Origin of the sequence: Nonomuraea basaltis (assembly GCF_005893125.1) — a bacterium.
GTDB classification, from domain to species: Bacteria; Actinomycetota; Actinomycetes; order Streptosporangiales; family Streptosporangiaceae; genus Nonomuraea; species Nonomuraea basaltis.
Genome location: NZ_VCJS01000061.1, coordinates 35,677 through 62,190, shown reverse-complemented (window position 1 = coordinate 62,190; position 26,514 = coordinate 35,677). Strand labels below are relative to the sequence as shown.

The 26,514-nt window shown below is 67.6% G+C and carries 29 protein-coding genes and 1 pseudogene; 14 read left to right on the top strand and 16 right to left on the bottom strand.

Annotated elements, in window-relative coordinates; genetic code table 11:
* Both EJK15_RS27405 and EJK15_RS27400 read left to right on the top strand, forming a co-directional pair.
* Positions 1–469, top strand: a 469-nt coding sequence (locus EJK15_RS27405) for an amidase family protein (protein ID WP_240777248.1), incomplete at its 5' end; no start/stop codon positions are given.
* Positions 470–649: 180 nt separating this feature from the next.
* Entirely contained in the window at positions 650–886 is a 237-nt protein-coding gene (locus EJK15_RS27400; protein ID WP_138713343.1) for a hypothetical protein, read from the top strand.
* On the opposite strand, the gene EJK15_RS27395 is transcribed toward EJK15_RS27400, so the two are convergent.
* On the bottom strand, positions 879–1,862 hold the full coding sequence (locus EJK15_RS27395; RefSeq protein WP_138713342.1) for an NAD-dependent epimerase/dehydratase family protein: 984 nt from the start codon (positions 1,860–1,862) through the stop codon (positions 879–881). The two genes, EJK15_RS27400 and EJK15_RS27395, sit on opposite strands and share 8 nt — an antisense overlap.
* A 200-nt stretch (positions 1,863–2,062) precedes the next feature.
* Between EJK15_RS27395 and EJK15_RS27390 the strand changes: the two genes are divergently transcribed.
* Positions 2,063–2,287, top strand: a complete 225-nt coding sequence (locus tag EJK15_RS27390; protein ID WP_138713341.1) for a hypothetical protein — start codon at positions 2,063–2,065, stop codon at positions 2,285–2,287.
* 381 nt (positions 2,288–2,668) lie between these two features.
* Here the strand turns inward: EJK15_RS27390 and EJK15_RS27385 are convergent, their stop codons facing one another.
* The 10 genes from EJK15_RS27385 to EJK15_RS27340 all read right to left on the bottom strand — a co-directional run bounded on the left by EJK15_RS27385 (position 2,669) and on the right by EJK15_RS27340 (position 13,384).
* A complete protein-coding gene (locus tag EJK15_RS27385; protein ID WP_138713340.1) occupies positions 2,669–3,214 on the bottom strand; it encodes a hypothetical protein in 546 nt (181 codons plus the stop codon).
* 86 nt (positions 3,215–3,300) lie between these two features.
* The gene (locus EJK15_RS27380; RefSeq protein ID WP_138713339.1) at positions 3,301–4,599 is read right to left on the bottom strand and encodes an Nramp family divalent metal transporter; all 1,299 of its coding nucleotides are present in this window, start codon (positions 4,597–4,599) and stop codon (positions 3,301–3,303) included.
* Between the two features lie 28 nt (positions 4,600–4,627).
* Complete coding sequence (gene groL, locus EJK15_RS27375) at positions 4,628–6,277, bottom strand: chaperonin GroEL (protein WP_138713338.1); 1,650 nt, start codon at positions 6,275–6,277, stop codon at positions 4,628–4,630.
* Positions 6,278–6,318: 41 nt separating this feature from the next.
* Positions 6,319–7,344, bottom strand: coding sequence for an NAD(P)-dependent alcohol dehydrogenase (locus EJK15_RS27370; protein ID WP_138713337.1), 1,026 nt, complete (start codon positions 7,342–7,344; stop codon positions 6,319–6,321).
* On the bottom strand, positions 7,341–8,066 hold the full coding sequence (locus EJK15_RS27365; RefSeq protein WP_138713336.1) for an iron-sulfur cluster assembly protein: 726 nt from the start codon (positions 8,064–8,066) through the stop codon (positions 7,341–7,343). The genes EJK15_RS27370 and EJK15_RS27365 overlap by 4 nt, the downstream gene beginning before the upstream one ends.
* On the bottom strand, positions 8,063–9,091 hold the full coding sequence (locus tag EJK15_RS27360; protein ID WP_138713335.1) for an amidohydrolase family protein: 1,029 nt from the start codon (positions 9,089–9,091) through the stop codon (positions 8,063–8,065). The genes EJK15_RS27365 and EJK15_RS27360 overlap by 4 nt, the downstream gene beginning before the upstream one ends.
* A gap of 15 nt (positions 9,092–9,106) precedes the next feature.
* A complete protein-coding gene (gene mimD / locus EJK15_RS27355) occupies positions 9,107–9,457 on the bottom strand; it encodes a propane 2-monooxygenase effector subunit MimD (RefSeq protein ID WP_206061129.1) in 351 nt (116 codons plus the stop codon).
* A gap of 1 nt (position 9,458) precedes the next feature.
* Positions 9,459–10,574 carry an aromatic/alkene monooxygenase hydroxylase subunit beta gene (locus EJK15_RS27350; protein ID WP_138713334.1) on the bottom strand — a complete coding sequence of 372 codons (1,116 nt, stop codon included), beginning with the start codon at positions 10,572–10,574 and terminating at the stop codon, positions 9,459–9,461.
* Positions 10,575–10,608: 34 nt separating this feature from the next.
* A complete protein-coding gene (locus tag EJK15_RS27345; RefSeq protein WP_138713333.1) occupies positions 10,609–11,649 on the bottom strand; it encodes an FAD-binding oxidoreductase in 1,041 nt (346 codons plus the stop codon).
* 91 nt (positions 11,650–11,740) lie between these two features.
* Positions 11,741–13,384 (bottom strand): ferritin family protein, encoded by a 1,644-nt coding sequence (locus EJK15_RS27340; protein WP_138713332.1) that lies wholly within the window; start codon positions 13,382–13,384, stop codon positions 11,741–11,743.
* Between the two features lie 202 nt (positions 13,385–13,586).
* On the opposite strand from EJK15_RS27340, the gene EJK15_RS27335 reads away from it, so the two are divergent.
* The 5 genes from EJK15_RS27335 to EJK15_RS27310 all read left to right on the top strand — a co-directional run bounded on the left by EJK15_RS27335 (position 13,587) and on the right by EJK15_RS27310 (position 18,713).
* Positions 13,587–15,386, top strand: coding sequence for a sigma-54-dependent Fis family transcriptional regulator (locus EJK15_RS27335; RefSeq protein WP_171074561.1), 1,800 nt, complete (start codon positions 13,587–13,589; stop codon positions 15,384–15,386).
* A complete protein-coding gene (locus EJK15_RS78455; protein WP_476739197.1) occupies positions 15,383–15,649 on the top strand; it encodes a hypothetical protein in 267 nt (88 codons plus the stop codon). Before EJK15_RS27335 ends, EJK15_RS78455 begins: the two co-directional genes overlap by 4 nt.
* A gap of 322 nt (positions 15,650–15,971) precedes the next feature.
* Positions 15,972–17,591: a peptidoglycan-binding protein gene (locus tag EJK15_RS27325; RefSeq protein ID WP_138713330.1), complete on the top strand. Its 1,620-nt coding sequence runs from the start codon at positions 15,972–15,974 to the stop codon at positions 17,589–17,591.
* A 418-nt stretch (positions 17,592–18,009) separates the two neighbouring features.
* Complete coding sequence (locus EJK15_RS27315; protein WP_206061128.1) at positions 18,010–18,321, top strand: hypothetical protein; 312 nt, start codon at positions 18,010–18,012, stop codon at positions 18,319–18,321.
* Positions 18,297–18,713: a type II toxin-antitoxin system VapC family toxin gene (locus EJK15_RS27310; protein WP_138713329.1), complete on the top strand. Its 417-nt coding sequence runs from the start codon at positions 18,297–18,299 to the stop codon at positions 18,711–18,713. Before EJK15_RS27315 ends, EJK15_RS27310 begins: the two co-directional genes overlap by 25 nt.
* Before the next feature lie 89 nt (positions 18,714–18,802).
* Here EJK15_RS27310 and EJK15_RS72980 read toward each other — a convergent pair whose 3' ends face one another.
* Positions 18,803–18,994, bottom strand: coding sequence for a hypothetical protein (locus EJK15_RS72980; RefSeq protein WP_206061127.1), 192 nt, complete (start codon positions 18,992–18,994; stop codon positions 18,803–18,805).
* A gap of 107 nt (positions 18,995–19,101) precedes the next feature.
* Between EJK15_RS72980 and EJK15_RS27300 the strand changes: the two genes are divergently transcribed.
* Positions 19,102–19,686, top strand: coding sequence for a TetR/AcrR family transcriptional regulator (locus EJK15_RS27300; protein ID WP_138713328.1), 585 nt, complete (start codon positions 19,102–19,104; stop codon positions 19,684–19,686).
* A 252-nt stretch (positions 19,687–19,938) separates the two neighbouring features.
* Here the strand turns inward: EJK15_RS27300 and EJK15_RS77705 are convergent.
* Both EJK15_RS77705 and EJK15_RS74845 read right to left on the bottom strand, forming a co-directional pair.
* A pseudogene (locus EJK15_RS77705) lies at positions 19,939–20,202 on the bottom strand (VOC family protein); the annotation flags it as partial.
* A gap of 59 nt (positions 20,203–20,261) precedes the next feature.
* Positions 20,262–20,729 carry a tautomerase family protein gene (locus tag EJK15_RS74845; protein ID WP_138713327.1) on the bottom strand — a complete coding sequence of 156 codons (468 nt, stop codon included), beginning with the start codon at positions 20,727–20,729 and terminating at the stop codon, positions 20,262–20,264.
* A gap of 164 nt (positions 20,730–20,893) precedes the next feature.
* Here EJK15_RS74845 and EJK15_RS27285 point away from each other — a divergent pair, with 164 nt between their 5' ends.
* Together EJK15_RS27285 and EJK15_RS27280 are read left to right on the top strand one after the other, a co-directional pair.
* A complete protein-coding gene (locus tag EJK15_RS27285; RefSeq protein ID WP_240777247.1) occupies positions 20,894–22,153 on the top strand; it encodes a cytochrome P450 in 1,260 nt (419 codons plus the stop codon).
* A gap of 93 nt (positions 22,154–22,246) precedes the next feature.
* Entirely contained in the window at positions 22,247–22,861 is a 615-nt protein-coding gene (locus EJK15_RS27280; RefSeq protein ID WP_138713326.1) for a TetR/AcrR family transcriptional regulator, read from the top strand.
* Here the strand turns inward: EJK15_RS27280 and EJK15_RS27275 are convergent.
* Positions 22,806–23,000 (bottom strand): hypothetical protein, encoded by a 195-nt coding sequence (locus tag EJK15_RS27275; RefSeq protein ID WP_138713325.1) that lies wholly within the window; start codon positions 22,998–23,000, stop codon positions 22,806–22,808. The genes EJK15_RS27280 and EJK15_RS27275 overlap by 56 nt on opposite strands.
* Before the next feature lie 24 nt (positions 23,001–23,024).
* On the opposite strand from EJK15_RS27275, the gene EJK15_RS70880 reads away from it, so the two are divergent.
* Positions 23,025–23,348: a hypothetical protein gene (locus EJK15_RS70880; RefSeq protein WP_171074560.1), complete on the top strand. Its 324-nt coding sequence runs from the start codon at positions 23,025–23,027 to the stop codon at positions 23,346–23,348.
* Positions 23,349–23,758: 410 nt separating this feature from the next.
* Here EJK15_RS70880 and EJK15_RS27265 read toward each other — a convergent pair whose 3' ends face one another.
* A complete protein-coding gene (locus tag EJK15_RS27265) occupies positions 23,759–24,202 on the bottom strand; it encodes a hypothetical protein (protein ID WP_138713324.1) in 444 nt (147 codons plus the stop codon).
* Between the two features lie 202 nt (positions 24,203–24,404).
* Here EJK15_RS27265 and EJK15_RS27260 point away from each other — a divergent pair, with 202 nt between their 5' ends.
* Positions 24,405–25,280 carry an nSTAND1 domain-containing NTPase gene (locus EJK15_RS27260; protein WP_206061126.1) on the top strand — a complete coding sequence of 292 codons (876 nt, stop codon included), beginning with the start codon at positions 24,405–24,407 and terminating at the stop codon, positions 25,278–25,280.
* 284 nt (positions 25,281–25,564) lie between these two features.
* The gene (locus tag EJK15_RS27255) at positions 25,565–26,116 is read left to right on the top strand and encodes a nucleotidyltransferase domain-containing protein (RefSeq protein ID WP_138713322.1); all 552 of its coding nucleotides are present in this window, start codon (positions 25,565–25,567) and stop codon (positions 26,114–26,116) included.
* Positions 26,117–26,514 lie beyond the last annotated feature (398 nt).

The following is a 26,514-nucleotide window of genomic DNA, read 5'->3' as shown; positions in this document are numbered from 1 at the left end:
GCAGGGAGGGGAGCGGGCGCGGGCGGCGTTCGCGGTCGTCCAGGGGGCCGAGGCGTGGGCCTGCCATGGTGAATGGATCCGGAGGGGGCGGCCTCGCTTCGGGCCCGGCGTCGCCGCGCGCTTCGCCGCGGCGGAGGCGATCAGCGCCGATGAGCACGCCGAGGCCGGGGAGGCCCTCAAGGAGGTGGCCGATCTCCTGCACCGAGTGCTGCGGGCGACCATAATCGCCCTGCCGACGACGCCGATGCCGGCGCCCCGGCTGGGTGCGGCGCCGGCCGATCGGCTCGCGGTCGTCCGGCTGACGTGCCTGGCTCCGATCGCGGGGGCGCCCGCGCTGAGTCTGCCGGCCCTGACGGCCGGAGGGCTTCCGCTGGGGCTGTCGCTCACCGCCTCGCCAGGACTCGACGAATGCCTGCTCGACCTCGCCGGACAACAATCTGGGGGTTTACCTGGCGGAGGTGGACCTTGATCGCCGAGGTTCGTCCCGCTGATGGACGCAGTAGCGTCATCCGCCTGTGCGGTGCTCACCGCCAGCGCCCACACAAGCTGAGATCGTGGCCCGGTTCCGTGGACTCATCGACGGCACGATCAGCGGAGACGACGATGCATCGCTCTGTGGCTGCGGTGTCGATTCGCTCACGGTGTTTCCGTGAGCGACGACAAGCCGGAGTTCAGTGCTCCCGCTGACTCGGCTCCCGGGTGCCGGGAGCGTTCCCGGGGTGGGATCGTCCGTCAGCATCTGCACCTGAACACTCCCGGCAAGGGCAGGCGGTCGTTCAACGCAACCCGCGACTACACGACCAGCACCTTCACCGTGAACGACGCCTACAGCGTCCTGTTCCAAGCCACGAACCTGCGTACGGGGCGATCGACCGGCATCAGCTGACGCTGTGGAGCGCTGCCTCATCGGCGGCCTGTTCCTGTGCCGTCCACCCCTTCGGCGACGGGTGGTCCAGATGCCAGCGCACCGACTCCGCCACGCGCCCGGCCGGGTCGGCCGGCGCCCAGCCGAGCAGGGACTGGGCGCGGGCCACCGATACCAGCAGATGCTGGGCCGGTGCCCCGGCCAGGGCCAGATCGGCGGGCAGCGCGTCGTCCGGGACCCGCACCAGCTCCGCATCCGACCCGGCGGCGTCGAGGATCTGCTGGAACCACGCGCCGATGGTGACCGTGCTGGTCTCGCCCAGGTTGACGGCCTGGCCGTCGGCGGTGCGCGTGTCCAGCGCGGCGAGCACGCCCTCGGCCAGATCGTCGACGTATCCCCGGGTCCACAGCAGGTTGGCTGCGCCCACGGGGATGCGTCGCCGCCCCGCGCGCACGCGGCGCAGGATCGGATCTTCCCGGTGCTGCCAGTCGCGCGGCCCGTAGATGAGCGGCAGTCTCAGCACCACGGCGCTGCGGGGCAGCCACCGCTCCTCCACGTCGAGTTTGTCGTAGTCGTCGGGCACCTCGGTATAGGCGGCGCCCCGGTAGGGATAGCGGTCGCGGCGCAGTTCGGACTCTTCGGTCAGCGGCAGCGCCGCCAGGCAGTGTCCTGTGCGTAGACCGGTGTAGGCTTCGTACACGTCCTGGCTGGATAGCAACACGGTCGGTACTTCCGGCAGGACGGGCAGCACCACATCGACGTCGGCGCCGGTCAACGCATGGGTGTCGATCACAGCGTCGGGGCCGAACTCCTTGATACGTGCGGCGTGACGGGCGAGGTCATGGCGATCGGCATGCAGGTGCAGGCCCGGCACCTCAGGCGATGACCGGTCCGAACCGCGGTGCACCAGCAGGACCTCATCGCCGCGCTCGGCAAGCCGTTCGGCCACCCGGCGACCCAGAAACCACGTGCCGCCCAGCATCAGCACTCGCTTCATACCTCGATCCTAAAAGCAGCCCCGGCGATGGATCCCCTCGTGCACGGGTAGTCAAGGGGCGTGCTCTGGCCGCCAATGACGCAGCCACCGGCCTCTCGCCAAGATGCGGGCATGCGACCACGGCCGCCGGGTCCTCGGTTGAGGCTGGGTTGTCTCACGATGAGACGCGCGCCGTCGACGTGACGGGGTTGGATGTCTGTATGGAGTTGGTCACGCTCGCGGAAGCCATGGCACGGCTCGGCGCGCTCGGCCTCGGCACTGCGATCCTGAACGTCATCGCCCTGCGACTGGTCCGGGTTGACGAGGTTCCCGGCTGGGTTCAGGTCCGGATCCGCTGGTGGAGCGCCCACAACCCGGCGTTCCTGATGGCCAGCGCGGCGGTCATGGTCGTCGGCCTGGTGACCCTCGCGGCGACCGCGCGCTGATTGCGGCGGTCGTGGCCGCGACCCCGGCGGCGTCAGTGTCAGCCGAAGTATGGAGGCCGTACATCACGATCCGCCCGGCGCAGGTGCCGACCCCCGACGAGGGCAAGCCGGAGGTGAGCAACGCGACCGCGACGCTGGTGCCGTCCCGCCGCCGACTATTTGCCCCAATCCTGCGTGTGCGACCCTCGAGCGAGCGACGGCGGCGCGCCCGCCGCCGTCGACCAGCGAGGCCGCGATCATCGGCATCGACTGGCCGACAAGACCTCGTGCGGCGTGACGCGGCGCCGCGGATGCCGCATACCAGCAGCGCACTGTCACCGCCGGCCGGCTTCGGGACATGGAACGCGTTCTCACGTTCCTGGACAATGCCGAGTGGTCGGCTCAACCGGATGCGGCCTCGCGGCGCCACGGCAGCACTACGCCCTGCCCGAGAACCGCGTCCCACGCCTGGAAGATCTGCATGACTCCGATTGCGGACTCGTCGTCGAGCAGGTTGCGCGGCCCCGACGCGACGGCGAGGAGCGCATAGGAGAAAACCAGGCAGGTCTGCTTCTCTGGCGAGTTCTGGTGAGTCTCCAGCTCCCCCAATGCGGCCGGGATCACGCGTTTGGCGAGCCGGCTGATCCCGCCGATGCCACGAGTGGCGAAGTCGTGGGCTCCGCGCACAATCTGCGCTCGGGCGGCGATGATCTCCGGCGTCGCAGGCACTTCCGACGGGGTAAACCGCGCCGAGTTGACGATCGCGCCGAACAGGGCGCTCACGACGCGGCTGCCGTGCTCGACGGTGTACGGGGGTTGCCGGGGTCCGGCTCCCATCAGGTACTCAGCGATGTCGTCGAGGAGGAGCGCCTCGACTGCGGGCATGGCATCGACGGTGAGCGCCGCGAGTCCGTCGAGACTCGCTTGCTGCCAAGACTTGCCGGTCATGGTGCTCCAATCTGGGCTGTGCGGGGCCGCCCGCCGCGACTCGGCCGATTCGGTCACCGGACACGCATTCCTGTCATCAACCAGCACTAGCCGGTCAGTACGAGGTCGATGATCACGAATGTGTTGAGCGCCAACACGACCGTCGTGACGACCACGCCGAAGAAGGTGGTCCGCACGCGGTTGGTGAACGCACCCATGAGGTCACGGCGAGCCGTGAAAATCATCAGGGGAACGAGCGCGAACGGCAGGCCGAACGCGAGTGCGACCTGGCTGAACACGAGCGCCTCGGTGGGGTCGGTCACCAGCGCCAGGACGACCAGTGCGGGAACCGAGGACACGGCCCGGCGCAGCCACACGCTGCTGTTGCGCCGCAGGAATCCCTGCATGACCGCCTGCCCGCTGTAGACACCCGCGCACGCCGAGGCGAGCCCGGAAGCGAGCAGCGCCACCGCGAAGACCGCCGCGAACAGCGCCCCCGAGCGGTCGAGGAACGCCGCGTGCACCGAGACGAGCGAGTCGCCGGTGCCCGCGGGCAACGAGGTCGCCACCAGGAGCATCAGGAGGTTCACCACGCCGGCCACGCCCAACGCGATGACCACGTCACGGCGCAGGAACCGCAGGACGGCCTGTGTGCGCAGCGTGCCCTGCCGGTTCGGGGAGAGGCCGCCGATCAGCGAGGAGTGCAGGAACACCGCGTGCGGCATCACGGTGGCACCGATGATGCCGCACGCGAGCAGCGCGCTGCGGGAGTCCGGCAGGCTCGGCACCAGACCCGACACAGCGGCGACCGGATCCAGCGGTGAGTTCACCACCAGGTAGAGGAACGCGAGCGCCAGCACGAACAGCAGCCCGACGACGACGGCGGAGAAGCCCTCCCGGCCGCGCAGGCGCACCCGCAGGATGACCATGGTGGCCGCGGCCACGATGAGCCCCCCGTTGAACAGCGAGATGTCGAACAGCAGGTTCAACGCGACCGCGCCACCGACGAACTCGGCGAGGTCGGTCATGATCACCACAGCCTCGGCGACCAGCCACAGCCCCAACCGCACCGGCGTCGAGGTTTGGTCACGGCAGACCTCGGCGAGGCTGCGTCCGGTCGCCAGCCCGAGCTTGGCCGCCAGGTACTGGACGAACATGGCCATCAGGCACGCGGAGACCACCGCCCAGATCAGCATGTAGCGGTAGTCGATGCCGGCGCTGACGTTGGTGGCGACATTGCCGGGATCCACGAACGCGACCGCGGCGACGAAGGCCGGGCCGATGAGCCCCAGGAACCGGCCGCGGGCGAGGAACCCGCGGCCGGTCTTCGGGTCGACACCGGGCTGCTCAGGAGCGGGCGGCGCGTAAGCGACGTGCGCGTCGGCGGGGGGCAGTTGCGGGTTCATGTCGACTCCTGACGGGTCCGGCCGAGCATCACGGGATGTTCGACGGCCGCACGAGACCTTCTGCGAGGTCACCGAATCCGGGTGCGTAAATCGCGCCCGGATTGCCCACGACCTCCTCGACGATCAGCGTCTCGGTGGTCAGCAGCAGCGCGGCGATGGAGGCGGCGCTCTGCAGGGCGGAGCGGGTCACCTTCAACGGGTCGATGATGCCGAAGTCGAACATGTCCCCGAACTCGCCGGTGACGGCGTTGAACCCGTGCCCCGTCGGCAGGTTCTTGACGGCGTCGACGATCTCGTCCCCGTGGTAGCCCGCGTTGATGGCGATCCAGCGCAGCGGTTCCGCGAGGGCGTCGCGCACGATCCGGGCGCCCAACCCCTTCTCGCCCGGCAGTTCCAGCGCGTCGATCGCGCCGCCCGCCTGCACCAGCGCGGCGCCGCCGCCCGCCACGACGCCCTCTTCGAGCGCCGCCCTGGTCGCCGACAGCGAGTCCTCGACCCGGTGCTGTTTCTCGGTGAGCTCGACGCCGGTGGCCGCGCCGACGTGGATGACCGCGACGCTGCCGGACAGCCGGGCGATCCGGGCCTGCAGAGCATCCCTGTCGTGGTCGTTGGCGGCCCGCTCGAACTCCGTCTTGAGCTGCTCGATGCGCGCGGAGACCTCGCGGTCCGGGCCGGCGCCGCCGACGAGCGTGGTCGTGTTGTCGGTGACGGTCACCCTGCGGACCTGGCCCAACTGGTCGAGTCGCACGGTGTCCAGGGCGAGGCCGGCGTCGGAGGTGATCACCTGGCCGCCCATCCAGATCGCCAGGTCGCTCAGCTCGGCGACGCGCCGATGGCCGAACCCGGGCGCGCGCACGACGACCGAGCGGAACGTGTTGTGAACGTTGTTGGCCACCAGCATGCCCAGCGCCGGGCCTTCGACGTTCTGGGCGAAGATCAGCAGCTGGCGACCGGACCTGGTGACCTGCTCCAGGACCGGCATCAGCTCCTGGACCTTGGTGATCTTCTCCGACGTGAGCAGCACGTAGGGGTTGTCGAAGACCGCTTCCATACGTTCGCGGTCGGTCACCATGTAGGGCGAGATGTAGCCGTTGTCGATCTCGACGCCGTCGACGTAGGTGACGTCGAGCCCGAACGTCGGCGACTCCTCGACGGTGACGACGCCGCGGCGGCCGACCCGGCTGATCGCCGACGCGATCGCCTCGCCGATCTCGCGGTCGTTGTTGGCCGACAACATCGCCACGCTCGCCAGGTCGGACGGGCCGCTTACTTCACTGGCCTCGCTGGACAACCGGTCGAGCACGGCTTCGACGGCGGCCTCGACGCCGACCTTGAGCTGCATCGGGTTGGCGCCCTCGCCCACCGCCCGCAGGCCCTCGCGGACCATGGCCTGCGCCAGCACGGTCGCGGTGGTGGTGCCGTCGCCCGCCACGCCATTGGTCTTGGTGGCCACCTCCTTGACGAGCTGTGCACCCATGTTGGCGAACGGGTTGCGTAGCTGGATCTCCCGCGCGATGGTGACGCCGTCGTTGGTGATCGTGGGCGCGCCGACCAGCTTCTCGATGACGGCGTTGCGCCCCTTGGGACCGAGGGTGACCTTGACCGCGTCGGCGAGCGCGTTCACGCCGGTCTCCAGCAGTTGCCGCGCCTCGACGTTGAACCGCAGATCCTTGGCCATGACGTCCTTCTTCCGGGGTGTGTGGTGGTGGCTGCGGGGATCTAGGGCACGAGGATCGCCCGGCCGCGGACCTCGCCGCGGTCGAGGTCGTCCAGGGCCTTGGCGAAGTCGGACAGGGCGTACGTGGAGGTGTGCAGGGTGACTTTGCCTTGGGCGGCCAGGACCATCAGCTCGGCAAGGTCGTTGTAGGAGCCGACCAGGTTGCCGATGAAGTTGATCTCGGTGGAGATGATGTCGATTGTCGGCACATTGAGGGCGCCGCCGTAGCCGATGACGTAGTAGCTGCCGTTGCGGCGCAGGCTCGCGACGCCGTCCTCGATCGCGCCGCCCTCGCCGACGAAGTCGATGACCGCCTCGGCGCCGTTTCCACCGGTCAACTCCCGGACGGCTTCGACCTGGTTGCCGTCGGCGAGCACGGTGTGGTCGGCGCCGAGCTGCTTGGCCAGTGCCAAGGCGTCGGCGTTGCGGTCGACCACGATCATCTCCGCCGAGGACAACGCGCGCAGCACCTGGACGCCGATGTGGCCGAGCCCGCCCGCGCCGATGACCAACGCCTTGTCGCCGGGGCGCAGGACGCGGGCCGCCTTGGCCACCGCGTGGTAGGCGGTAAGCCCGGCGTCGGCGAGCGCTGCCACGTCGGCCGGCTGGAGCGAGTCGTCGAGCCGGATCGCCGACCGTGCCGTCGTCTTCAGGTACTCCGCGTACCCGCCGTCCGTGTCGATGCCGGGGAACGAGGAGTTGACGCAGTGCACGTCGTCGCCGAAGCGGCAGGCCCGGCACAGCCCGCAGGTCACCAGCGGGTGCAGGATCACCGCGTCGCCGACGGCCACGTTGGTCACGGCGCTGCCGACCGCCTGCACCCAGCCGGCGTTCTCGTGGCCGATCGTGTACGGCAGATCCACATTGGACTTCTTCGCCCACTGGCCTTCGATGATGTGCAGGTCGGTTCTGCAGACACCGGCCCCGCCGATCCGGACGATCACGTCCAGCGGCGAGTTGATCTCCGGATCGGCGACGTGGACCAACTCCGGCGCCGCGTGGTACTTCCCGAGCTGGACGGCCTTCATGCCGACGCCTCCTGTTCCGGGTGACGGGGTCGCTGGTCGGCGGCCGCGTGCGGGTAGCGGGTGGTGAGCAGGCCGCGGCAGAAGTGCGCGTTGCCTTCGATGCTCACGCGGACGGTGCGGGCGAACCGGAGCCGGAGCGGGATCTGCTCCGCCGGCACCGGTTCGCCGCCTTCGTCGACGAACACCGGCGAGTCGGCTGCCACCGGCAGGCCGATGTCGGCGCGTCGACGCAGCAGGCTGGCGCGTTCGGGGCTGTCCGGCAGATCTCCCAGGTGCGCCTGGGACAACCCCTCGACCGTCCAGCCGTCCTTGATGAGCCGCCGGCAGGCGCGTTCCAGGCACGCGGTGTGCGCCTTGCGCTGGAAGTTGCGCCGCAGGTCGTGCAGTTCGGCCACGGCCTCCCCGGGGAACGACCCGACGAAGCCCGACCCGGCAGCGACGCCTGCGTTGATCTCGGCGGCGGCGAAGTGCTCCTCCAGCACGACGGACACGTGATCGACGCCCTCGACGGCCATCGCGGCGTCGTATGCGTCGGCCACCATGAGGTAGGCGAAGTTCGGCGCGCAGAAGTACGTCGGCAGCCGGAGCCGCACTTCCGCGCGGCCGCCCACGACGGTGGTCTCCGTGACGAATCCGAGGTCGACGATCGACTCGTCCAGCTCCGGATCCCGAACGGTGCTCAACGCGGTGACCACCGCACCGCGCGGGTCCTGGGCGATCATGCCGACGCACCCACCGCGACCTCGGCCGCGGGCTCCACCGGGATCTTCGACGCGAGCCCTTCCGGTACAGCCAGATCGTAGAGCCGGGCGGCGGTGAGGCCGAGGATCTTCCGCTTCACATCGGTCGTGAGCGGCGAGTATTCGTCCAGGTCCGCCGGGATCTGGAAGTCCACGAACTTCTCGATCAGCCACTTCGGCGTCCAGAGCGCGTAGTCGCTGGAGAACATGATCCGGTCCTCCCCGATCCAGTAGAGGAGCTCGCCGATGATCTGGGCGAAGTACCGCGGTCTGGTGTGGATGAACGGCATCGCGACGGCCAGTCCGCCGTAGACGTTGGGCTCCTGAGTGGCGATCCAGCAGAAGTCCTCCAGGCGCGGCAGTCCGACGTGCTCCACGATGAAGTTGAGGCCGGTGAAGTCCGTCGCCACGGCGTCGATGTCGGCGACGTCGAAGGAGTCCCGGTCGAGCGGGCGGATCGTCGGTCCCTTGTGCACGTGGATGTTGGTGATGCCCAGCTCCTGGCAGGCTTCCAGGTACCGGTACGACCACGGGTCGGTGAGCTTGTAGCCGCGGGAGTCGCCGTGCCACTCGGCGGTGTAGAGCTTGACTCCCTTGAGCCCGAACCGTTCGGCGTCCGAGCGCAGCCGGTCGAGCCCGGCCTGCTCGTTGCGCGGGTCGAAGTTGTGGTTGTACGTGAGCTTGCCGGGATGCTGCTGGGTCAGCGCCCACGCCTCTTCGGTCTGCCCGAACCCGTTGCGGTAGAAGTCGCCGAGGTAGGCCGGCTGGAAGATCGCGTGGTCGACGTAGCCGTCGGTGAAGAGGTCCTTCATCAGGCGTTCACCGCCGTAGTAGGTGTACTCGTCGTACGGCCACACGGCGTCTTCGGGGCTCAGGTTCTTGTGGTAGTCGTAGAAGCAGTCGATGAACTGCTTGCCGTGGATGTTGCGGCAGTTCTGCTCGCGGCCGTCCCACAGGGCGATGTGCGAATCGACGATGAAGTAGTCCTCGCCGTCCTTGGTGTACATCTGTTCGGATCTCCTCTACTCCACGGGCGTGAGATCGAAGCCGATGTACTCGGCGGCGTCCTCGGGATTGGCGAACATGATCGTCTTGTCGTCGAGGTGGACCATGCGGCCGTAGTGGGTCGACATGATCTCCTCGAAGTCCGACCCGTCGAACTCCGTGCCCAGGGCCTCGGAGATCTCCTGGTAGTCGAAGACGATCTTGTTCTGACCGTCCACGCGGATCATCGACGGGTACTCGGAGATCACGATGCCGTCCTTGGCGCCCATGACCTCCGCGACGACGTAGCCGTTCTGGTTGTTCATGAGCGTGACGCCGCACATGTTGGACGACGTCCGGTTGACGTCGAAACTCGCAGAAGAGGTCACTTCACTGCTCCTTCGCCGCGACGAGGCCGAGGTCGGTGATCAGGGTCTGGAAATCGGCGGTCGCGGCGGAGTACGAGTCCGCGAAGGTGACCACCCGGTCCGCCGGCTGCGACCAGATGGGCTGCAGCTCGTACGCGGCGCGCCGGCTGACCGGCACCCACTTGTCGAGCCAGCCCTGCATGACGGACCTGTTCTGCTCGCCGTGCTCGGCGTCGCCGGCCAGCAACGAGAACAGCGCGCGGGTGTAGCGCAGGTCGCGGGTGTAGTCGTTCTCGCCCGCGCCGATCAGCGTCGGGGTGATGTAGTCGCCGTTGCGCGCCGCGATCTGCATGACGAGGTCGCTGCGGAACAGCACACCCACGAGCGGCTCGAACACGACGTTGGTCGCGAACACCGCCTCGGCCCAGTCCTCGACCGCGGTCAGCAGTTCCACGTTCTCCCGAACCCCTTGCCACGACGGGTTGTCCTTCCATGTGGCGCGGTGCGCGCCGCCGTCGAAGGCCTCGAGGGACTGGCTCAGATCCAGGTTGTACAGCGCGATGTCCTGCGCGAAGCGCAGCCGGTGGACGCTGTTCACGGCGATCGCATTGTTGATCATGTTGGTCGGCGCGGACCGCTGAGCGGACACGAAGACGTGCATGCCCAGGCCCTGCTCGGCGTGCATCCAGGCGCCGACGTTCTCGGCGACGAACCGGGTCCAGGTCGGCGACCAGTGCGCGTAGGCGCCGGCCTCCTTGGCGTTCTGGAGGTTGAGTTCGATCTGCCGCACCACGTTGGCGTTGTTGCGGTAGATCGTCTGCTCCCACTCCTCGTTGGGGTCGAGGAAGGCGTGCCAGTTGCCGCTCTTGAGCGCGGTCCAGTCGAGCGGGTAGCCGCCTTCGCCGTCCGCGAACCCGTAGATCCAGCCCTGGGTGAGGTGCCGCTCCGGGTCCGGCTGGACGTCGGTGGTGACGTCCTCGTAAACGGTGGCGCGCATCTTCTTCGGTTTGAAGTAGTTGTAGGACCTGCTGTTGGAGCTCGGGAATTCCAGCATCCCCGCCTCTGCGCCGGTGAACTCGGGCTTCGGGAAGCTGACGGGAGCCTGGTGCTGCCGCTTCTCCTTGGCTGGCGTGCTCATGAACAGCCTTCTTTCCTGATGGTGTGGCGGGCGGTCAGTCGTTGCCGGATTGGGCGGTGATGGTGAACTTGTCGAAGTGGATCTGCTCCTGCGGGACGCCCACCTCGCTCAGCAGTCCCAGTGCGGCGTCGATCATCGGGGGCGGCCCGCACAGGTAGACGTCGCACGACGACAGCGAATCCTCGTGCCGGCCGACGACGTCGTGGACGAAGCCGGTGGTGGCCTCGTTCCAGTCCTCGGGCCAGGACTCCGACAGGCACGGCACGAACGTCAGTTGTGGCAACCGTTCCCGCAGTTCCGCGATGTCCTCGAGCGAGATCAGGTCCGCTTCGGTGCGCGCCCCGTAGTAGAAGACGACCTCGCGCTCGTTTCGGCTCTCGGCCATCTGCCGCAGCAGGGCCAGCATCGGCGCCATCCCGGCGCCACCGGCCGCGAACACGAGCCTGCGTTCCGAGGAGGCCTTGAGGGTGAACGTCCCGTACGGGCCGGTCACGTCGAGCTTGTCGCCGACGTCCAGATGCCCTTCCAGGAGGCCGGAGAAGTGACCGCCGGGGTAGCGCTTGATGATGAACTCGAGCGTCCCGTCCGGGGACGCCGGCGCCGCCATCGAGAACGACCGGTGCTCGTCGTGGTCCGGGATCCGGATGTCGACGTACTGGCCGGGGTAGAAGCGCAGCTCCCCCTCCACGATCCGCAGCACCAGCCGGGTGATGTCGCGGCTCAGGTCGGTCATCGACACGATCTCGGTGCTCACCGTCACCACCGGCAGCCCGGAGTGGATCATCTCCTCGTCGAAGTTGATCAGCTCGACCTGCAGGTCGGAGTAGGCGTGCGACCGGCAGAGCAGGACATATCCCTCGTCGCTCTCGTAGTCGGCGAGCGCGAACGTCGAGTAGCGGTCCATCTGGACGTCGCCGTCGAGCAGGAACGACTTGCACGCCGAACACTGGCCTTCTTTACACCCGTGCATGAGCATCACGCCCTGCCGGAACGCCGCGTCGAGAACGGTCTCGTCCTCGGACACCTCGATCTCGATGCCCACGGGCTCGAAACGCACCTTGTGCTGATCGTCCATCGCCTTGCCGCCCTTTCGACGCGGGTTCGGGACCGTGCAGCGCGAGGTGGGTGGTGTGCACTGCCCACCCCGCCCTGGTCCACGGCGTCGGTCACACGCCCGACGGCGTCCGGTTCGGGTTGGCCCGGTAGGAGGCGGCCCACGCCTCGCGCTCGGCGTCGGTCATCTCGTTGAGGGTCACATTCGGGCTGCCGAACGGGATGCCGCGCACGTCGTCGAGCGTCCACAGCTTCTTGGGGTCGCTGAGGTCGAGGTGCGGTTGCGGGATGAGGGTCTTGCCGTCGTCTCGGACGTAACCGAGGTCGGAGATGATGTCGGCGAGGTCCTGGCCGTGGTACAGCGTTTCCCACTCCCGCTTGCCGGTGAGCCGCCCCATGTTCGGGGTGTCCCTGCCCTCGTACTCGGGCCGGAACGCCACCGCGTCGGTCCAGTGGCAGGTCTCCGAGCAGTAGGTGCGCCACTGGCCGTCGACCTTCTCGACGACCAGGTCCTCGCGGATCAGCGCGGGCACCATGCACGCCCAGCAGCGGTGCGGGTACTCGTAGCCGACGTTCTCGAAGGCGATCGGCTTGTTCCTGCCGGGGTAGGCGAGCCGGTTGTAGGCCTCCCACCAGTTGCCGAACTGGTCGTACCAGCCGGGATACTTGTGCTCGAACCACTCGAAGTCGGCGTCGGTCATGGCGTCGATCCGCCAGTAGTTGACCGGCCAGCCGGTCGCGAAGAACTGCGCGACGCGGTGCACGTAGTGCTGGTTGTAGATCCGGTCCCACGCCTTCTCGACCAGGTCGTGCGGGATGACCAGGCCGTACTTCTCCAGCGGGATCAGGTAGCTGCGGTAGTAGTCGTCGTAGATCCACCGCCGCCACATCTCGGCGTAGGAGTCCCGGTCCTTGCGGCGGTCCTTGGTGCCGTACTCGATGAACGTGCCGATCGCCGCGTCCACGACGCAGTGGTTGTTCCACCAGGCGTAGCGCAGGTCCCGTTCCAGCAGCTGGCGGTTGTCCTCGTCCGCCAGCGCCATCAGCAGGATCGAGTAGCCGTTGCTGATGTGCCGCGACTCGTCGGACTGCACCGAGTGGAACACCGTCGGAAGCAGGTAGTCGCCGTTGGCGGCCGCCTCGGACGGCATCGCCACGAACAGCGTGTTCGTGAACGCGGTCTCCGCGACCAGCGTCAGGTACACGTTCGCCGCGGTGATGGCGTCGCCGGTGATGAAGCCCTCGCCGAACTGGCGGCCGATGGTGCCGCAGTAGCTGTTGGCGAACGCCTTCTCGGTGATGTCGAACCCGGCCGGGTCGATGTAGTGGTTCATGTACAGGCGCTTGAGGTTCATCTGGATCGTCGAGTGCCGGACCTCGTCGATCATCTGCACCGCGAGGCCGTTGTGGATCTGCGGGTTGGGCACGGCGTCGATCGCCAGCGGCATCGCCCGCGCCGCCGAGATCTCCGGGAACGGGATGATGGACAGGAACAGCTTCTGCCACTCCATCCAGCGCTCCTGGACCTGCCGGAACATGTTTCCGCGAATCGCGCCGTCCATTGCGCCGAATACCCGGTTGTCCTTCTCCTCCTCCATCGGGAAGTAGGAGCGCAGGATCTGCTTCAGCGGGTCCTTCTTCGGCGACTTGTCGAACTTGTAGTCGGTGCCGAACTTCTTCGCCGGGGTGGCGAACGTCGGTTCCCACGACAATTCCGTGATCTTCTCGTGCGCCTTGCTCAGACTCTGTCTGCTCACTGCGTGGTCCTCTCTCGACACGGGATTCGGCGCCGCCGGCCGATGACCGTGGCGAAAACGCCGTCATCCACGAGCGGGGATGTTGACGCGGGGTTGCTGACTCATGACACCCCGGCTACGGGAGTGTTACCGTCTCAATCTGAGATCCCGGTCACACGCCCGGCGCCTACTCTTGGGAAGACGGCAATCCAGGGAGGCTCCCGTGGCGAAGGCGCTGAGCAGCGGATCCGCCGAGCCCGCACCCGCGGCGACCATCGACGCCGAGATCAGCCACGCCCGCGACAGCTTCCTCAGCGGCACGGGTGAGCGCGGTCCCAACGTCAGGCGGACGATCCTGGCGTCCTGGGAGCGGTCGCGGGACAACAACGTCGAGGCGGATCGGATCCTCGCCCCGTTCATCCGCGATCCCGATCTCGAAACGCCGTTGGCGCGCGGCGCGGCCCCCATCCTCGACATGCTGCACGAACAGTTGCGCGGTGAAGCGGTCAGCACGATCCTCACCGATCAAACCGGGCTGGTGCTCGATCGGCGGGTTTCCAGTTTCCAGATCAGCGAAGCCCTCGACGCGGTCCAGTTGGCGCCCGGTTTCAGCTACGCCGAGAAATTCGTCGGCACGAACGGAATCGGCACCGCCATCTCCAGCGGATCGTCCGCGTTCGTCGACGGGAGCGAGCACTACGCGGGTCAACTGGGACAGTTCGCCTGCGCGGGTATGCCCATCCGGCACCCGGTCCGCGGCAAGGTGATCGGCATCCTGGACATCACGACGTGGCGGCATACGCCCGGACCGCTGCTGATCGCGCTGGCGGCGTCCACCGCCCGGCAGATCGAGGCGGAACTGCACGCCCAGACCGGCATGCGCGAACTCGCGCTGGTGCACGAATACATGAAGATCTGCCAACGGTCGCCGGGGCCGGTGCTCGCGCTGAACAACGACGTGGTGATGATGAACGACGCACTCCGGCACCTGGTCGACCCCGCCGAGCAGCAGACGTTGATCGGCTACGCGGTCGACACGATGCGCGCGGACAATCGGCACGCGTTGCGGACGGTCGAGCTGCCCAGCGGACGCACGGCCCACCTGCGCTACTCCCCCGCGTCGACGGGTTCCGGGCTCGCGGGTGGCGTGTTCCGCATCCGGGTCGAACGACTTCCGGCACCACTGGCGGGCGGCGTCTCGCTGCACCGCACCCACCGGATGAACCCACCCGGTTTGGCGGGCACCGGCCCGGCGTGGACGCGGTCGGTCCAGCAGGCCGCCGCGTGCTTCGCTACAGGTGACTGGTTCGCGATCGAGGGTGAAGTGGGTGCCGGCAAGCTCGCCCTGCTACGCGCGGTGCACCAGCAGCGCGAGCCGGGCAGGCACTTCCGCGTCACCCAGCCGCCCGCCGCGGGCGAGTTCGACAGCTGGCTCGAAACCCTGACCGAGGACCTGACCACACCCGGCGCCACGGTCGTGCTCCGGCACGCCGAGCGGCTGTCCGATCAGCAGGCGTCGGCGACGGCAGACCTGCTCACCGACCGCACGTGGGACGCGGCGCGGGTCGTCATCGCGCTGCGGACGCCCGACGCCGTGGCGCCCTTGCGGTCCATCTTCCCCCGCACCGTCGAAGTCCCCGCGTTGCGCCACCACATCGACGACCTGCCCGACCTCGTGCAGCACCTGCTCCGGCAGCTGACCAAGGACGACCAGCTGATGTGCTCGCCCCAGGCGCTGGCACAGCTGGCCCGGCTCGACTGGCCGGGCAACGTGAGCCAACTGCGCGGGGTGCTCGCCACCACGATCAAGCATCGTCCCAAAGGCGTCGTCGACGTCGCCGACCTGCCGCCGGAATGCCGGTCCGCGAGCCATCGGCTGCTCACGCCGATCGAGGCGCTCGAACGCGACGCCATCGTCAACGCGTTGCGGGACAACCAGGAAAACCCAACCAAAGCCGCGAAGGCGATCGGCATGTCACGAGCCACGATCTACCGGAAGATCCGCCAGTACGGCATCTCGTGACCACGCAGGAGGACCAGGACACGATCTTCCTCGTCGCCGAAGTCCCCGTACGCGGGCCCGCTCCGCCGTCGTGCACGACACCATCCGCGATGGCGAGCACGGCGCCCGTTGACGCGGCCATCGCCATGGTTCCCGATTTCGAGGACACCTCGTTCGAGCAGTGGAAGCACCAGCAATATCTTTTTAAAGTGCCGAACGGCTACTGCGGCATCGGCGGGACGGGTGTCGCCTGCCCGGTCGGTCTGACCTCAGGCGAGGCGTAGACCTGCGGAGATAAGAGAGAGTTTGATGAGGGCGACTCGGCCGTTGCGTAGGAAGGCCGCAATGATGCCGTGCAGACCGAGCAAGAAAGGGGCGCTGGCGCAAGTTTGCGACGGCGTCGATCATGTTGGTGATCGACCGGACCCGGACCCAGGCTCGCGATCGGCGAGGTGCACAGCTTCGGGATGACCCCGGCGATATAGGGGAAACATACCGGCCTCCTCTACCCTCCGTATGTCTTTCCCTGGCTCAACGGACAAGCTCAGACCCTGCCTCGGTGGTCGGAGAGTTGGGTCCGGGGCCCCTTCGGAGGAGAAACATACGATGCCCGGATCTCTATCGCGCCGCAGCCTGCTCAGGATCGGTGGCGGGGCCGTGGTCGCGGGGGCGGCCGCGTCCCTGACCCGTGACGTGCTTGCCCCCGACGCGGCGCAGGCGGCTACATGGCATTCCCAGCTCGTCTACCCGGGCGCCGACGGCCGGCTGGTCTACAAGCCGGATTCACGGGGGAAGGTGATCCCGGACTTCAGCTGGGCCGGGTACCGCAATGGCCAGACGCCGATCCCGTCCGTCCCAGTCGTCAAGGAGATCGGCCCTGTCGCGGGTGACAACACCGCGCACATTCAGGCCGCGCTCGACGAGGTGGGCGGGATGCCGCTCGGCGCCAACGGGTTCAGAGGGGCGCTGCTCCTCAAGGCCGGTCACTACATCGTCGACGGCACGCTCCGGATGAAGCACGACGGTGTCGTGTTGCGCGGGGTTGGCAAGGAAGCCGACACGTCGGTCAACACGGTCATCACCGGTAAGGGCGACGGAAGCAGGAGCGCGGTTCTCTTCGTCGGTGGTACGTCCGGCGACTGGGAATCGCAGGTGCCCGGCACCAAGACCGGCATCACCTCCAGCCTGGTCACGACCGGACAGCGCCGGATCACCCTGGCATCGACGGCCAACCTCAAGGTCGGCGACAACATCATCATCTACCACCCGCACACCCAGGAGTGGATCGAGGCGATCAACGGCGGGGGGGTGGTGAACGACGCTCCCTGGACCCCCGGCAAACCACCGGAGCTGCCCATCATGTACAACAGGTACATCCGGGAGATCGTCGGCAACGACATCATCATCTGTGCCCCCGTCTTCAACGATCTGCGACGGTCCCTGTCCCAGTCCTACGTATACGTCTGGGACCGGGTCGGGCTCGTCCGCAATGTCGGTGTGGAGGACCTCCGCATCGACATGGACGATCCGTCGAGCACTAGCGAAGACCACCCGCAGAGCTGCATCTTCGTCAGCAGGGTCGAGGACGCGTGGGTCATGAACGCCGCGCTCCTGCACTTCTCGGTCTCCGGCGTCTGGGTGCAGCGCAGCACGCGGGTTACCGTGCAGCGGGTTCGGGCCGTCCAACCTCGTTCCGAGATCATCGGAGGGAGGCGGTACAGCTTCTGCGCCGGTGGCATGTCCCAGCAGGTCCTCTTCAACGACCTGATAGCGTTCTACGCGCGGCACGCCTTCATCGGCACGGGGATGAGCACCTGCTCTGGCAATGTGTGGCTGAACGGGTACAGCAAGTTTGGCTACAACGAGACCGGCGGCCATCACCGGTGGAGTCAGGGGCTCCTGTACGACAACATCCAGGAACTGTCCAGCCAGAGCGAGAACGATTGGGTCCTGGCCCTGCACAATCGCGGAGACAGGGGAAATGGGCATGGCTGGTCCTCGGTGAACAGCGTGGCGTGGAACTGCACCGTCGACAACGGAAAGAAGTTGTGCGTGCAGACCCCACCCACCGCCCAGAACTTCGCCATCGGCACTACCGGCATCGTCACCGGGCAGAACTGGTACACCAACCACCAGACCGGCTATGTGGAGGGGACCAACCGGTCGGGGCTGGCACCTGGCTCCCTCTACCTGGCGCAGCTCGCCGATCGGCTCCGTGACTCGTAAGCGATGAGCGTTGGCCGCGCCTCGCTGGGCACGGCCGACGCGCTCCGGCCTGCCTTCGTCCAGGCCGTCCGTCCCTGCCTTCGGCCGCCGCACGAACCCACTGCGGATGCGGTCGCACAGCATGCTCTGAGGCCGCGCGCCAGCAGATTCCGAACGGTGGCAGGAGAGGACAGTGCCGTTGATGTAGTGGGTCTTGGTGGTCTGGGCCATCGTCACGGCCATGTCGGCCTTGAGCTGGGCAAGCGATCACGCACCAGCAATGCCTGTTACAAAGTTCCCAACGGCTACTGCGGCATCGGTGGTACCGGGGTCTCCTGCCCCCGTCGGGTTGACGTCCGGCCAGGCGTAGGCATGTAGCGGTCGCTCCTCGCGCAGAACGGGACCGGCGCTTTGCTACTTCAAGTAGTAAACTGAGTCTATGAGCATGCCTGAACGAGACTTCGCCCCGGGGGACGGGCCGGCCGCCAAGGTCAGTGTGTCCCTGAGAACGGGCAACATTCGCGCCGTCCGAGAACGAGTCGGGGCTCGCGGGTTTTCCGCGTACGTCGATGCCGCTGTGGAGCGCCAGATCGAGCGGGATCTCTTGGAAGAAGCTCTGCAGGCGAACGAGGCCGCTGCTGGACCGATCCCACAGTCTTTGCGTGATGAGGCGGCGGAGTTGTTCCGCCGCGCCAAGTCGGCGCCTGAACTCCAAGGGGAGGACGAATGGCGCGCGCACGAAGCAGGTTGAGCGCGGGCACCGTCGTTCTCGATTGCGAAGGGCTCGTGAAGTGGTGCGAGGCCGACCAGCGGATGACAGCGTTCGTACGGGAGGCGCAGGACAACGACTTTCGGGTTGTGGTCAGCGCGATGACACCGATCGAGGCGCAAGACGTTCGGGTCAAGAGCGATCGTCTCAGGTGGTACCTGTCTCGGTTGAAGATCGAGCCGGTGACCGAGGAAATCTCGTCACGAGCGATCGAGCTTCTTCGAGATGCCCGCCTGCACGGTCACAAGTACGCCATAGACGCTGTGGTCGCGGCCACCGCACTGCGCTCGGTGCGCCCTGCCATCGTTCTGACGTCTGACAAGGATGACATGGGCAAACTGTGCGGGAAAGCAGTGCAGGTGGTCCCTGTCTGAGACTGCTTGAGGGTCGAGCGGGAGTCTCCGGAACTATTGCGGGAGGCGAACCGCTACCACCAGCAGTACCTATTTAAAGTGCCGAACGGTTACTGCGGTATCGGCGGCACCGGCGCCGGCGAGGAACGGGCGGACGATGGCGTCGCCCGGTTCGGCCAGGCGGGGTGCGGCGCGTTTGCGCCCTCCCAGCGCAGCAGCACCCGCGCGAGCTCCCGCTGGACGTCGGATCGGCCCTGGCCGGTCAGGGCCCCGGCGGGGGCGGTGAGCTGGATCATCGGCATGAGGTGCCTCCTGGCGAGAGGGGTGCGGCATCCGAATTATGACGTTCGTTATAACCGCGACTCACAGTAGGCTATGACGAGCGTCATATTCAATCGGGGGTTGTCAGATGTCACGGCGGGAGCCGCAGTCACGAGAGCGGATCATCATCGGCGCGGCTGACCTGATCCGGCGGCGCGGCCTGGCCGGGAGCACGGTACGGGACCTGGCCGCGCACTCCGGCGCGCCGCTCGGCTCCACCTACCACTACTTCCCGCGCGGCAAGCAGCAACTGGCCGCCGAGGCCGTCCGGTTCGCCGGTGACCTGGTCACGCGGGTCCTGGAGCGGGAACTTCAGGCCGGTCCGGTGGCCGGGCTGCGCGCGTTCCTGGCGCTGTGGCGTCAGACGGTCATCGACAGCGACTTCGCGGCGGGCTGTCCCGTCCTGGCCGTCGCGGTCGAGGAGCCGCCGCGCGAGGGCGATCCAGAAGCGATCACTGCCGCCGCCGAGGTCTTCACCGCATGGGAGGGCCTTCTGGCCGCGTCGCTGCGAGAGCGCGGCACTGCCCCCGAGGATGCGGCGCGGCTGGCCATCCTGATCGTCGCGGCCGTGGAGGGGACCGTCGCGATGTGCCGCGCCAAACGCGACATCCAGCCCCTGGACGACGTCGCCGCCCAGTTGGAGATCCTCCTGGACGCGGCAGCCGCGAAGTGACCGGGAGGGGGACTGTGGCCTCAGCCACGGTCTACGGGAGTCTGCAGGCCCGCCCGTCGACGGTGGACGGCTCGTACCGGGCCAGCAATGCAGGTGCGTGCGGCTCGTGAGCCCACAGCGTCTCTTACCGATCATCCTGAGGGCCACCCACCCCGGCCGGTGCCCGCTCCTCGGCCCCGTCAGGAGGCGGCCGAAGTAGGCGGCCAGCTCTGGGGGCAGATCCGTGGGGTCGGGCTGGAAGATCTCCAGGAGGAGACGGTCGGGGCCTTCGGCCATGGCGTAGCGAGCGGTGGGCTCGTGTCGGATGTCGGTGACCGAGACGCACATGGCACGCAGGCGTTCGACGACGGTCTCGAGCTCGTCCGTCTGGATGCCCAGGTGGTGGACGGTGGAGCGCTCGGTGGACCTGGGTGGCTGGTCGTAGAGGTGGATACGGCCGGTGCCCACGGTGAGGAAGACCGCCCCCGCTCTCCGGCGTCCACGGGGGCGAGGGCCGCCGGCTTCGCGCTCAGAAATGCGCTGAACGGCTGAGCCGCCAATACCTTCCGGGGGTGTTCCACATCCGGAGGCGGACTTCAGGACAAGGCAGCGTGGATCGCAGCGGCCCGTTCCGGAGTGAACACGCCCGTGTCGAGTAGGTCGAGGATCGACGTCACCCCGCCTCCGGAACCCCAGCTGCCCTCGTCGATCGTCCGGAAGTTCACCCACCAGGTCGGGGCCGGAACGTCCACTCCACAAGCCTCGGCCATCGCCGCGAGGATCCGCTCGATCACCTCGGCACGGACGTTCGGGTTCCAGTCGGCATCCATCACCGCGACATCGATGTGCGTGACGTCCTGGCCAGAGTCGGCGGCCAGGACCCCGCCGATGGCGACCATGTCAGCGGCACGCTCGACGAAGTGCACCTGGAAACCGACCCGCGCGGCCTCCATGAACTGCCCGATCTCCGGCACCAAGACGGCATCCGTCAACGTCCGCGCCAGCGTCCGGCGCTGCTCTACAGTCAGCCGCCCCGCCGTCGTATTCACCGTGATCACAGTCACTACAAACCCTCTCTATGACGCTCGTTATAATGCCGAGCGTAACCATAGCAGGCAAACCGCTGACGCAACCGAGGCCAACGGGGCGGCGCCGTTGCCGTTGACATATTGACCCGAGGTCACTATTAATGACCCAAGGTCAATAGTGTGCGTCCCAAGGAATGCAGATGCCCATGGCAACCGACAGCCAGACACCCGGTTCCCGCCTGGTCGGCAGACTTCTCGACCCCGCGTCGAGGGCCGACCCGTACCCGATCTACGCCGAGTTCCGCGCCCTGGGCCCGGTATGGATCGAGGAGATGTCCTCGTTGGTGGTGGCGAGCTACCGCGACTGCGAGACCCTGCTGCGCGACCCGCGACTCAGCGCCGAGCGCGACCGGTTCTTTCAGGCCGATCAGGCAGCCGACCCGTATCCCGCGCACGCGCCGTCCTCCGTCCGGCAGCCCTGGTTCCTCTCCCTGGATCCTCCGGATCACACCCGGCTGCGGCGCCTGGTCATCAGCGCGTTCACCGCCCGTGCCGTCGCCCGGATGGAGGACTCCATCGCCCAACTGGTCGACGAGTACCTCGATGGCGCAGCCGAGCAGGAGACTTTCGACGTGCTGTCCGGCCTCGCCTACACGCTGCCGGTGACGGTCATCTGCCGCATGCTCGGCGTCCCGCCGGCCGACGAGCGGTTGTTCCACCGATGGTCCGCCCAGCTCACCCGGATGCTCGACGGCTTCTCCAACCGCTATGACGGGAACGGCGATACCCCGGAGTGGATGCAGGGCGAGGTCGAGCTGCACCGATACGTCAACGAGCTCGTCGCCGACCGGCGCAAGAGCCCGCGCCGGGACGACCTGATCTCCGAGCTGCTCGCCGCGGAGGACGGCGGTGACGTGCTCAGCCATGACGAACTGGTCTCCACGATCGTGCTGCTGCTGGTGGCGGGGCACGAGACGACGGTCAACCTGATCGCCAACGGCGTGCTCGCCCTGCTATGGCACCCCGGCCACCTCGCCGCCTTGCGTGCCGGCCCCGGCACGGCCCCCGCGGTCGTCGAGGAGATCCTGCGCTACGACCCGCCCGTCCAGCTCACCGTCCGCGTCGCCGACCACGACCTGCGCGTCGGGGACGCGAAGGTGCCCGCGGGCGGCCTGGTCTTGCTCCTGCTGGCCGCGGCTCACCGGGACCCGGAGGCCACCCCGGACCCGGACCGGTTCGACCCGAACCGCGAACAGGTGCGGCACCTGGGCTTCGGCTTCGGCCCACACTTCTGCCTCGGCGCGCCACTGGCCAGGCTCGAAGGGCGGCTGGCGCTGGCCGCGTTCGCCCGGCGCGTCCGGGAGCCGGAGCTCGTCGCCGACCCGCCACCGTACCGGGAGCACGTCAACCTCCGCGGCGTTAGCGAGCTGCTCATCTCCCATGCGGGGGTGACGAGGTGAAGAGCGTGCCGGATGGGAGCGGGAGGCACGCCGGCCCTGGCGAGGGCTTCAGATGATCAAGCTGAAGCGCTGACCTTCAGCTAACCTGGTGCGGTGGTCACCTCCAGGAGCCGGCGCCGCCTCTCCCCCGAGGCCAGGCGCAGTGAACTCATCGATGCCGCCATCCGGCTCCTGGACTCCGGGCAGAAGGTGACCAACTGGGTTCAAGCCGTCACCGCCGAAGCCGACGCCGCCAAGGGCACTTTCTACGTCTACTTCTCCTCCTGGGAGGAGATGCTCGCTGCGGTACGGGACCGCGTGCTGCGGGACTACGTGGACCGGTTCCACCAGCTCGCCGAATCCACCGGGCCGATCGACTGGTGGGCCACCCTCGACGCCGAATGCGCGGCGGCCATCGAGGCCATCGCCCGCCCCGGCGGGCTCCATGCCGCCGTTTTCCACTCCGACTCCGCGCTCGCACCCGCGGGCGAAGGGCGGCTGGACACCATCGCCGCCATCGCCAAGGCGCTGCACCGCGGCATGGACGAGGGCGCGTTCCGCCCGGTCGACCCGCATATCGCCGCCACGATCCTGTTCACCGTCCTCCACGGCGCCGCAGACGCGATCGCCGCCGGAGAGCAACCGCAACGCTGGCTGGCGGGCGTCCGCGACCTCACCCGCCACTGGCTCGCACCATCACCAAGCGAGGAGTCACAGCGGATTGGGTGACCACCGCCAGCAAGATCGAATAGCGGCGCTGCTCCTCGCGGCGTTCCAGCGCCTGGTTGGTCGAGCGGCGGCCCGCCGAGGCCAGAAAGCGGCGCCGCTCGGCCGCCAGGACCGACATGTCCAGGGTGTGGGCGTCCATGTTGCGCAGGTACGTGAGTTTTCGATGGCGGTCTTGACCGAGGCCGCGCTGGCGTCGGTGGCCGCTTCGATCAGCCACGCCAGCCGGGTCATCTTCAGCCCGGCGTCATACATCAGCAACCGGTCCAGATCCCCGCGCCGTTCGTCGGTCAGCAGGTGCGCCACCTTCTGCCAGGTCAGCGCGGTGGCGCCGATCCGGAGCGACTTCGAGGGCATCGTCGAAGCCATCGGCAGTTCGGACAAGCGGGTCGCCGGCCTCACCGCCGACCACTACGGCAACCCCATCGGCGGTGGCGCGCGGGACGGCGCCGTTGCGCTTCTGGACCCATGGCTCCGCGAGCTGGACTGAAAGCACAAGCCGAGGGTGTAGCGCGTCAAAACTTGCGCGTACGTTCTGATCTGGGGTTTCTCTGGCCGAGTTATGCGGCTCGGCGGTACTCTTTGATCGCTCCACCGAGCGCAGGATGCGCCGCACGGTCGCCTCACTGACCAGGTAGCCAAGCACCAGTTCCCCATGCACACGTCGATATCCCCACCCCGGACGGGGTTCGGTGTGCTTCGCCTGTTCTTCGCGCAGCGCGCGCTTCCGCGCCGCCGGCACAGAAGCGCGGAAGGGCCCCGCCAGATGGCGGGGCCCTTGCTTTCTCGGCGTGGGGCCGCAGCCCCGAAAGGTCACAGCAAGCCGCACATCCGTGGCTCTCCTAACGGGACTTTTCGTTCCGAGCGACTGGGCCGCCTTCGAGGGGCCGTGACGATGCGTCAGATGGTACGGCTGCGGCGATAGCAACTGCCGTCAATAGTCCCCTTGCGCTTGTCGAAGGTGAACGTGAAGGTGACGTAGATCCGGTCCCTCCGATTGACGGCGACGTTGATGCTGCGTCCTCCGGAGCCCTTACGGGTCTTGAACTTCCAGGTCTTGACGGTCCTATCCGGTTTCCAGGCCAGATCCTTGAAGATCTTGATTTCGACCTTGTTGTTGGGGCCCTGGGCGAGGCCGGAGCTGTACCAGTTGAGCCGGTTGAAGATGTCGTGCGTGGAGGTGCTGTTGTAGTACACCCGCAGGCTCCCGCGGTACCCGCCGGAGTAACACTGCATCTCCAAGTGAGCGGCAGCCGCCTGCGCCGGCGCGGGCATGGCCAGCGACCCCAACGGGACGACCGTAGCGGCGGCAAGCGCCACACCGACCTTCTGAATGCGTTTCATGCGAGACCCCGTCCTATCTTCCCGATCCCCGGCAACAAGCGGTCCCCTTGATCGCTCCCCGAGGCCTGTGCCACCAGGATCGTGGCGACGAGATTGTTCGGCACCCCTGATCAGGCAGGCAAACAATGCTTTTCTTGGCGAATGGCTCCTCTCCTCTAGTGAAGGGAATCTCGTAACGGTGGCAGGCCGTCGTGAAAGTCCAGTGGATCCGGCAGCGGGACCGGTTCAACGTTTTGCCTCTGAGTTACGCAAGCTGCGTCAGGAAGCGGGCGGCCTGACCTATCGGGCCATGGCCAAGCGCGCCGGTTATTCGGTCACCACGCTGTCGCAGGCGGCGGCGGGTGAGCGGCTGGCTTCGCTGCCCGTCGTCTTGGCTTTTGTGGAAACATGCGGCGCAGACGTCTCCGCATGGGAGCGCCGCTGGCAGCAGGTCGCTCAGGAACTGGCGCGCGAGAGGGCCGACGAGGACGGTGCCGCCGGGCCGTACCTGGGCCTGGCCCCCTACGACACGCACGATTCCGGACGTTTCTTCGGACGGGAGCGGCTCGTCGAGGAATTGCACGAGCTGCTTGGCCGGCATCGCTTCGCCGCGGTGTTCGGCCCTTCGGGCAGCGGCAAGACGTCCCTGTTGCGCGCCGGGCTCGTGCCTGCCGCACGCGGGGAGACGACGCCCACGGGCGAATCCCTCGGGCAGAGCCGGATCCTCACACCAGGCGAGCACCCGATGCGGCACGCCGACCGGCTCCTTGCGGGCGAGGCCGACTCCGACGCGCTGATCGTGGTCGACCAGTTCGAGGAGGTGTTCACGCTCTGCCAGGACCAGCGCGAGACCGGACGGCTCTCCTCATTTCATCCGCCGACGGGGCCCTGCGCGAGATCGTCTCGATCCCGGCACCGCTTCTGCGATGATCTGCCGCCGAGACGGCGGCCTATCCCCTGCCGAATGGCGAGAACACATCCCAGAACTGGCCTATCAAAAGACCTGCCACTGACGATACCCCGGCGAGAAACCGCGGCCGTTTCTCCCGGGGCTAACGCGATTCTGAGCTTCTCCCGGTTCTCCGGACACTTGACCTGAGGTCACCCTTGATCATCAGGAAGGATGTCCTCCCGCACCCCACCCGCCCGAGTTCCGGCCCCTGAGCAGGGCATACGCGGTTGAAGGTAAAGGCTCGTCGGCGCGATCCCCGGTCTGGCCGCTTGGCAGGACGACTACGCCCCGACTCGTGTCCATTCACAGGGTCCCGTGATCTGGTGTCAGGCGAGTGCGGGGATGCCGTGGGCGACGGCGGAGTCCAGGTAGCCCGGAGTCTGGCACCAGCGGGCGTGTGGGCAGTCCACCCTGCATGGCAGGATCAAACCATGGACGAGAAGACCGAAGGGCAACTGCGTGTTATCCGCAAGGTCATCCCGGTCATGCAGGCAGTCGGTATCTCAGCATGGCTGTTCGGGGGCTGGGGACTCGATGCGAGGATCGGCCGGATCACGCGCGAGCACGGCGACGTGGAGTTCTGGGTTGAACGTATTCACGCCGAGCAGTCGAAGGCAGTGCTCGTAGGAGCCGGCGCCACGGCTCTGACGACTCAGCCGCCAGTGGAGGCCTGCGAGTTCACGCTGGACGATGTGCCGTTCAGCACCGCTTACTTTGACCGGTGGCCAGACGGATCGTTCAGTCAGCCCTTGGGGCGATGGTCCGACTGGCTGTTCCCGCCAGGATCCTTCGGCGACGAGCCCGTGACACTCGATGGCACGCCGATGCTGGCCATGAGCGTCTCCGGCATGCTCGCCATGAAGGAGCAGTTCCCGCACCTGCGCAACGGCCGGCCATGGCGGCAGAAGGACATCGCCGATATCGAGATACTCCGGGGGCTGGCCTGCGGGGAGAGGACCGACGGTCACATCGGAGCGGCCTGAGCAGCGCAGGCCGTGTCGTCCCTGTCACTCGCTTGAAGGCCCTTGTCGTATCGCTCAGGCTGCCCCCGGGAACTCGGAATTCACGAGGCGGCTCTCGGAACTGGGCGAACACCCATCGGAGAGCTCACTCAGTGGAAGACGAACCGCTCACGATCGGCGAGCGCGCCCGGCTGCGTGAACTCGAAAGAGAGGCTCAAGTTCCCGGGAAAAGCGGCGGCCTACTTTGCCTCGGAGTATCGGTGAGCGAGAAGTACGAGCTCATCGACGCGGAGAAGTCCAACCATCCGATCTCCAGAATGTGCGAACGGCTGGAAGTATCGAAGTCGGGTTTTTACGAATGGCTCGACCGGCCGGCTCGGCGACCGCCCAGCGACGCGAACTCCTCGAGGCGAAGATCA

Excerpts from the sequence above, each read along its gene's own strand:
- EJK15_RS27350 (WP_138713334.1), bottom strand. The coding sequence starts at position 10,574 with ATGAGCACGCCAGCCAAGGAGAAGCGGCAGCACCAGGCTCCCGTCAGC.
- EJK15_RS27325 (WP_138713330.1), top strand. The coding sequence starts at position 15,972 with ATGCCCGGATCTCTATCGCGCCGCAGCCTGCTCAGGATCGGTGGCGGG.
- EJK15_RS27380 (WP_138713339.1), bottom strand. The coding sequence starts at position 4,599 with ATGAACCCGCAACTGCCCCCCGCCGACGCGCACGTCGCTTACGCGCCG.
- EJK15_RS27285 (WP_240777247.1), top strand. The coding sequence starts at position 20,894 with ATGCCCATGGCAACCGACAGCCAGACACCCGGTTCCCGCCTGGTCGGC.
- EJK15_RS27300 (WP_138713328.1), top strand. The coding sequence starts at position 19,102 with ATGTCACGGCGGGAGCCGCAGTCACGAGAGCGGATCATCATCGGCGCG.
- EJK15_RS27390 (WP_138713341.1), top strand. The coding sequence starts at position 2,063 with ATGGAGTTGGTCACGCTCGCGGAAGCCATGGCACGGCTCGGCGCGCTC.
- EJK15_RS27255 (WP_138713322.1), top strand. The coding sequence starts at position 25,565 with ATGGACGAGAAGACCGAAGGGCAACTGCGTGTTATCCGCAAGGTCATC.
- EJK15_RS27265 (WP_138713324.1), bottom strand. The coding sequence starts at position 24,202 with ATGAAACGCATTCAGAAGGTCGGTGTGGCGCTTGCCGCCGCTACGGTC.
- EJK15_RS27310 (WP_138713329.1), top strand. The coding sequence starts at position 18,297 with ATGGCGCGCGCACGAAGCAGGTTGAGCGCGGGCACCGTCGTTCTCGAT.
- EJK15_RS27360 (WP_138713335.1), bottom strand. The coding sequence starts at position 9,091 with ATGTACACCAAGGACGGCGAGGACTACTTCATCGTCGATTCGCACATC.
- EJK15_RS27315 (WP_206061128.1), top strand. The coding sequence starts at position 18,010 with ATGAGCATGCCTGAACGAGACTTCGCCCCGGGGGACGGGCCGGCCGCC.
- EJK15_RS27345 (WP_138713333.1), bottom strand. The coding sequence starts at position 11,649 with ATGGACGATCAGCACAAGGTGCGTTTCGAGCCCGTGGGCATCGAGATC.
- groL (WP_138713338.1), bottom strand. The coding sequence starts at position 6,277 with ATGGCCAAGGATCTGCGGTTCAACGTCGAGGCGCGGCAACTGCTGGAG.
- EJK15_RS27395 (WP_138713342.1), bottom strand. The coding sequence starts at position 1,862 with ATGAAGCGAGTGCTGATGCTGGGCGGCACGTGGTTTCTGGGTCGCCGG.
- EJK15_RS27275 (WP_138713325.1), bottom strand. The coding sequence starts at position 23,000 with ATGGACGCCCACACCCTGGACATGTCGGTCCTGGCGGCCGAGCGGCGC.
- EJK15_RS27385 (WP_138713340.1), bottom strand. The coding sequence starts at position 3,214 with ATGACCGGCAAGTCTTGGCAGCAAGCGAGTCTCGACGGACTCGCGGCG.
- EJK15_RS27370 (WP_138713337.1), bottom strand. The coding sequence starts at position 7,344 with ATGAAGGCCGTCCAGCTCGGGAAGTACCACGCGGCGCCGGAGTTGGTC.
- EJK15_RS27365 (WP_138713336.1), bottom strand. The coding sequence starts at position 8,066 with ATGATCGCCCAGGACCCGCGCGGTGCGGTGGTCACCGCGTTGAGCACC.
- EJK15_RS72980 (WP_206061127.1), bottom strand. The coding sequence starts at position 18,994 with ATGCCGATGATCCAGCTCACCGCCCCCGCCGGGGCCCTGACCGGCCAG.
- EJK15_RS70880 (WP_171074560.1), top strand. The coding sequence starts at position 23,025 with ATGGCGGTCTTGACCGAGGCCGCGCTGGCGTCGGTGGCCGCTTCGATC.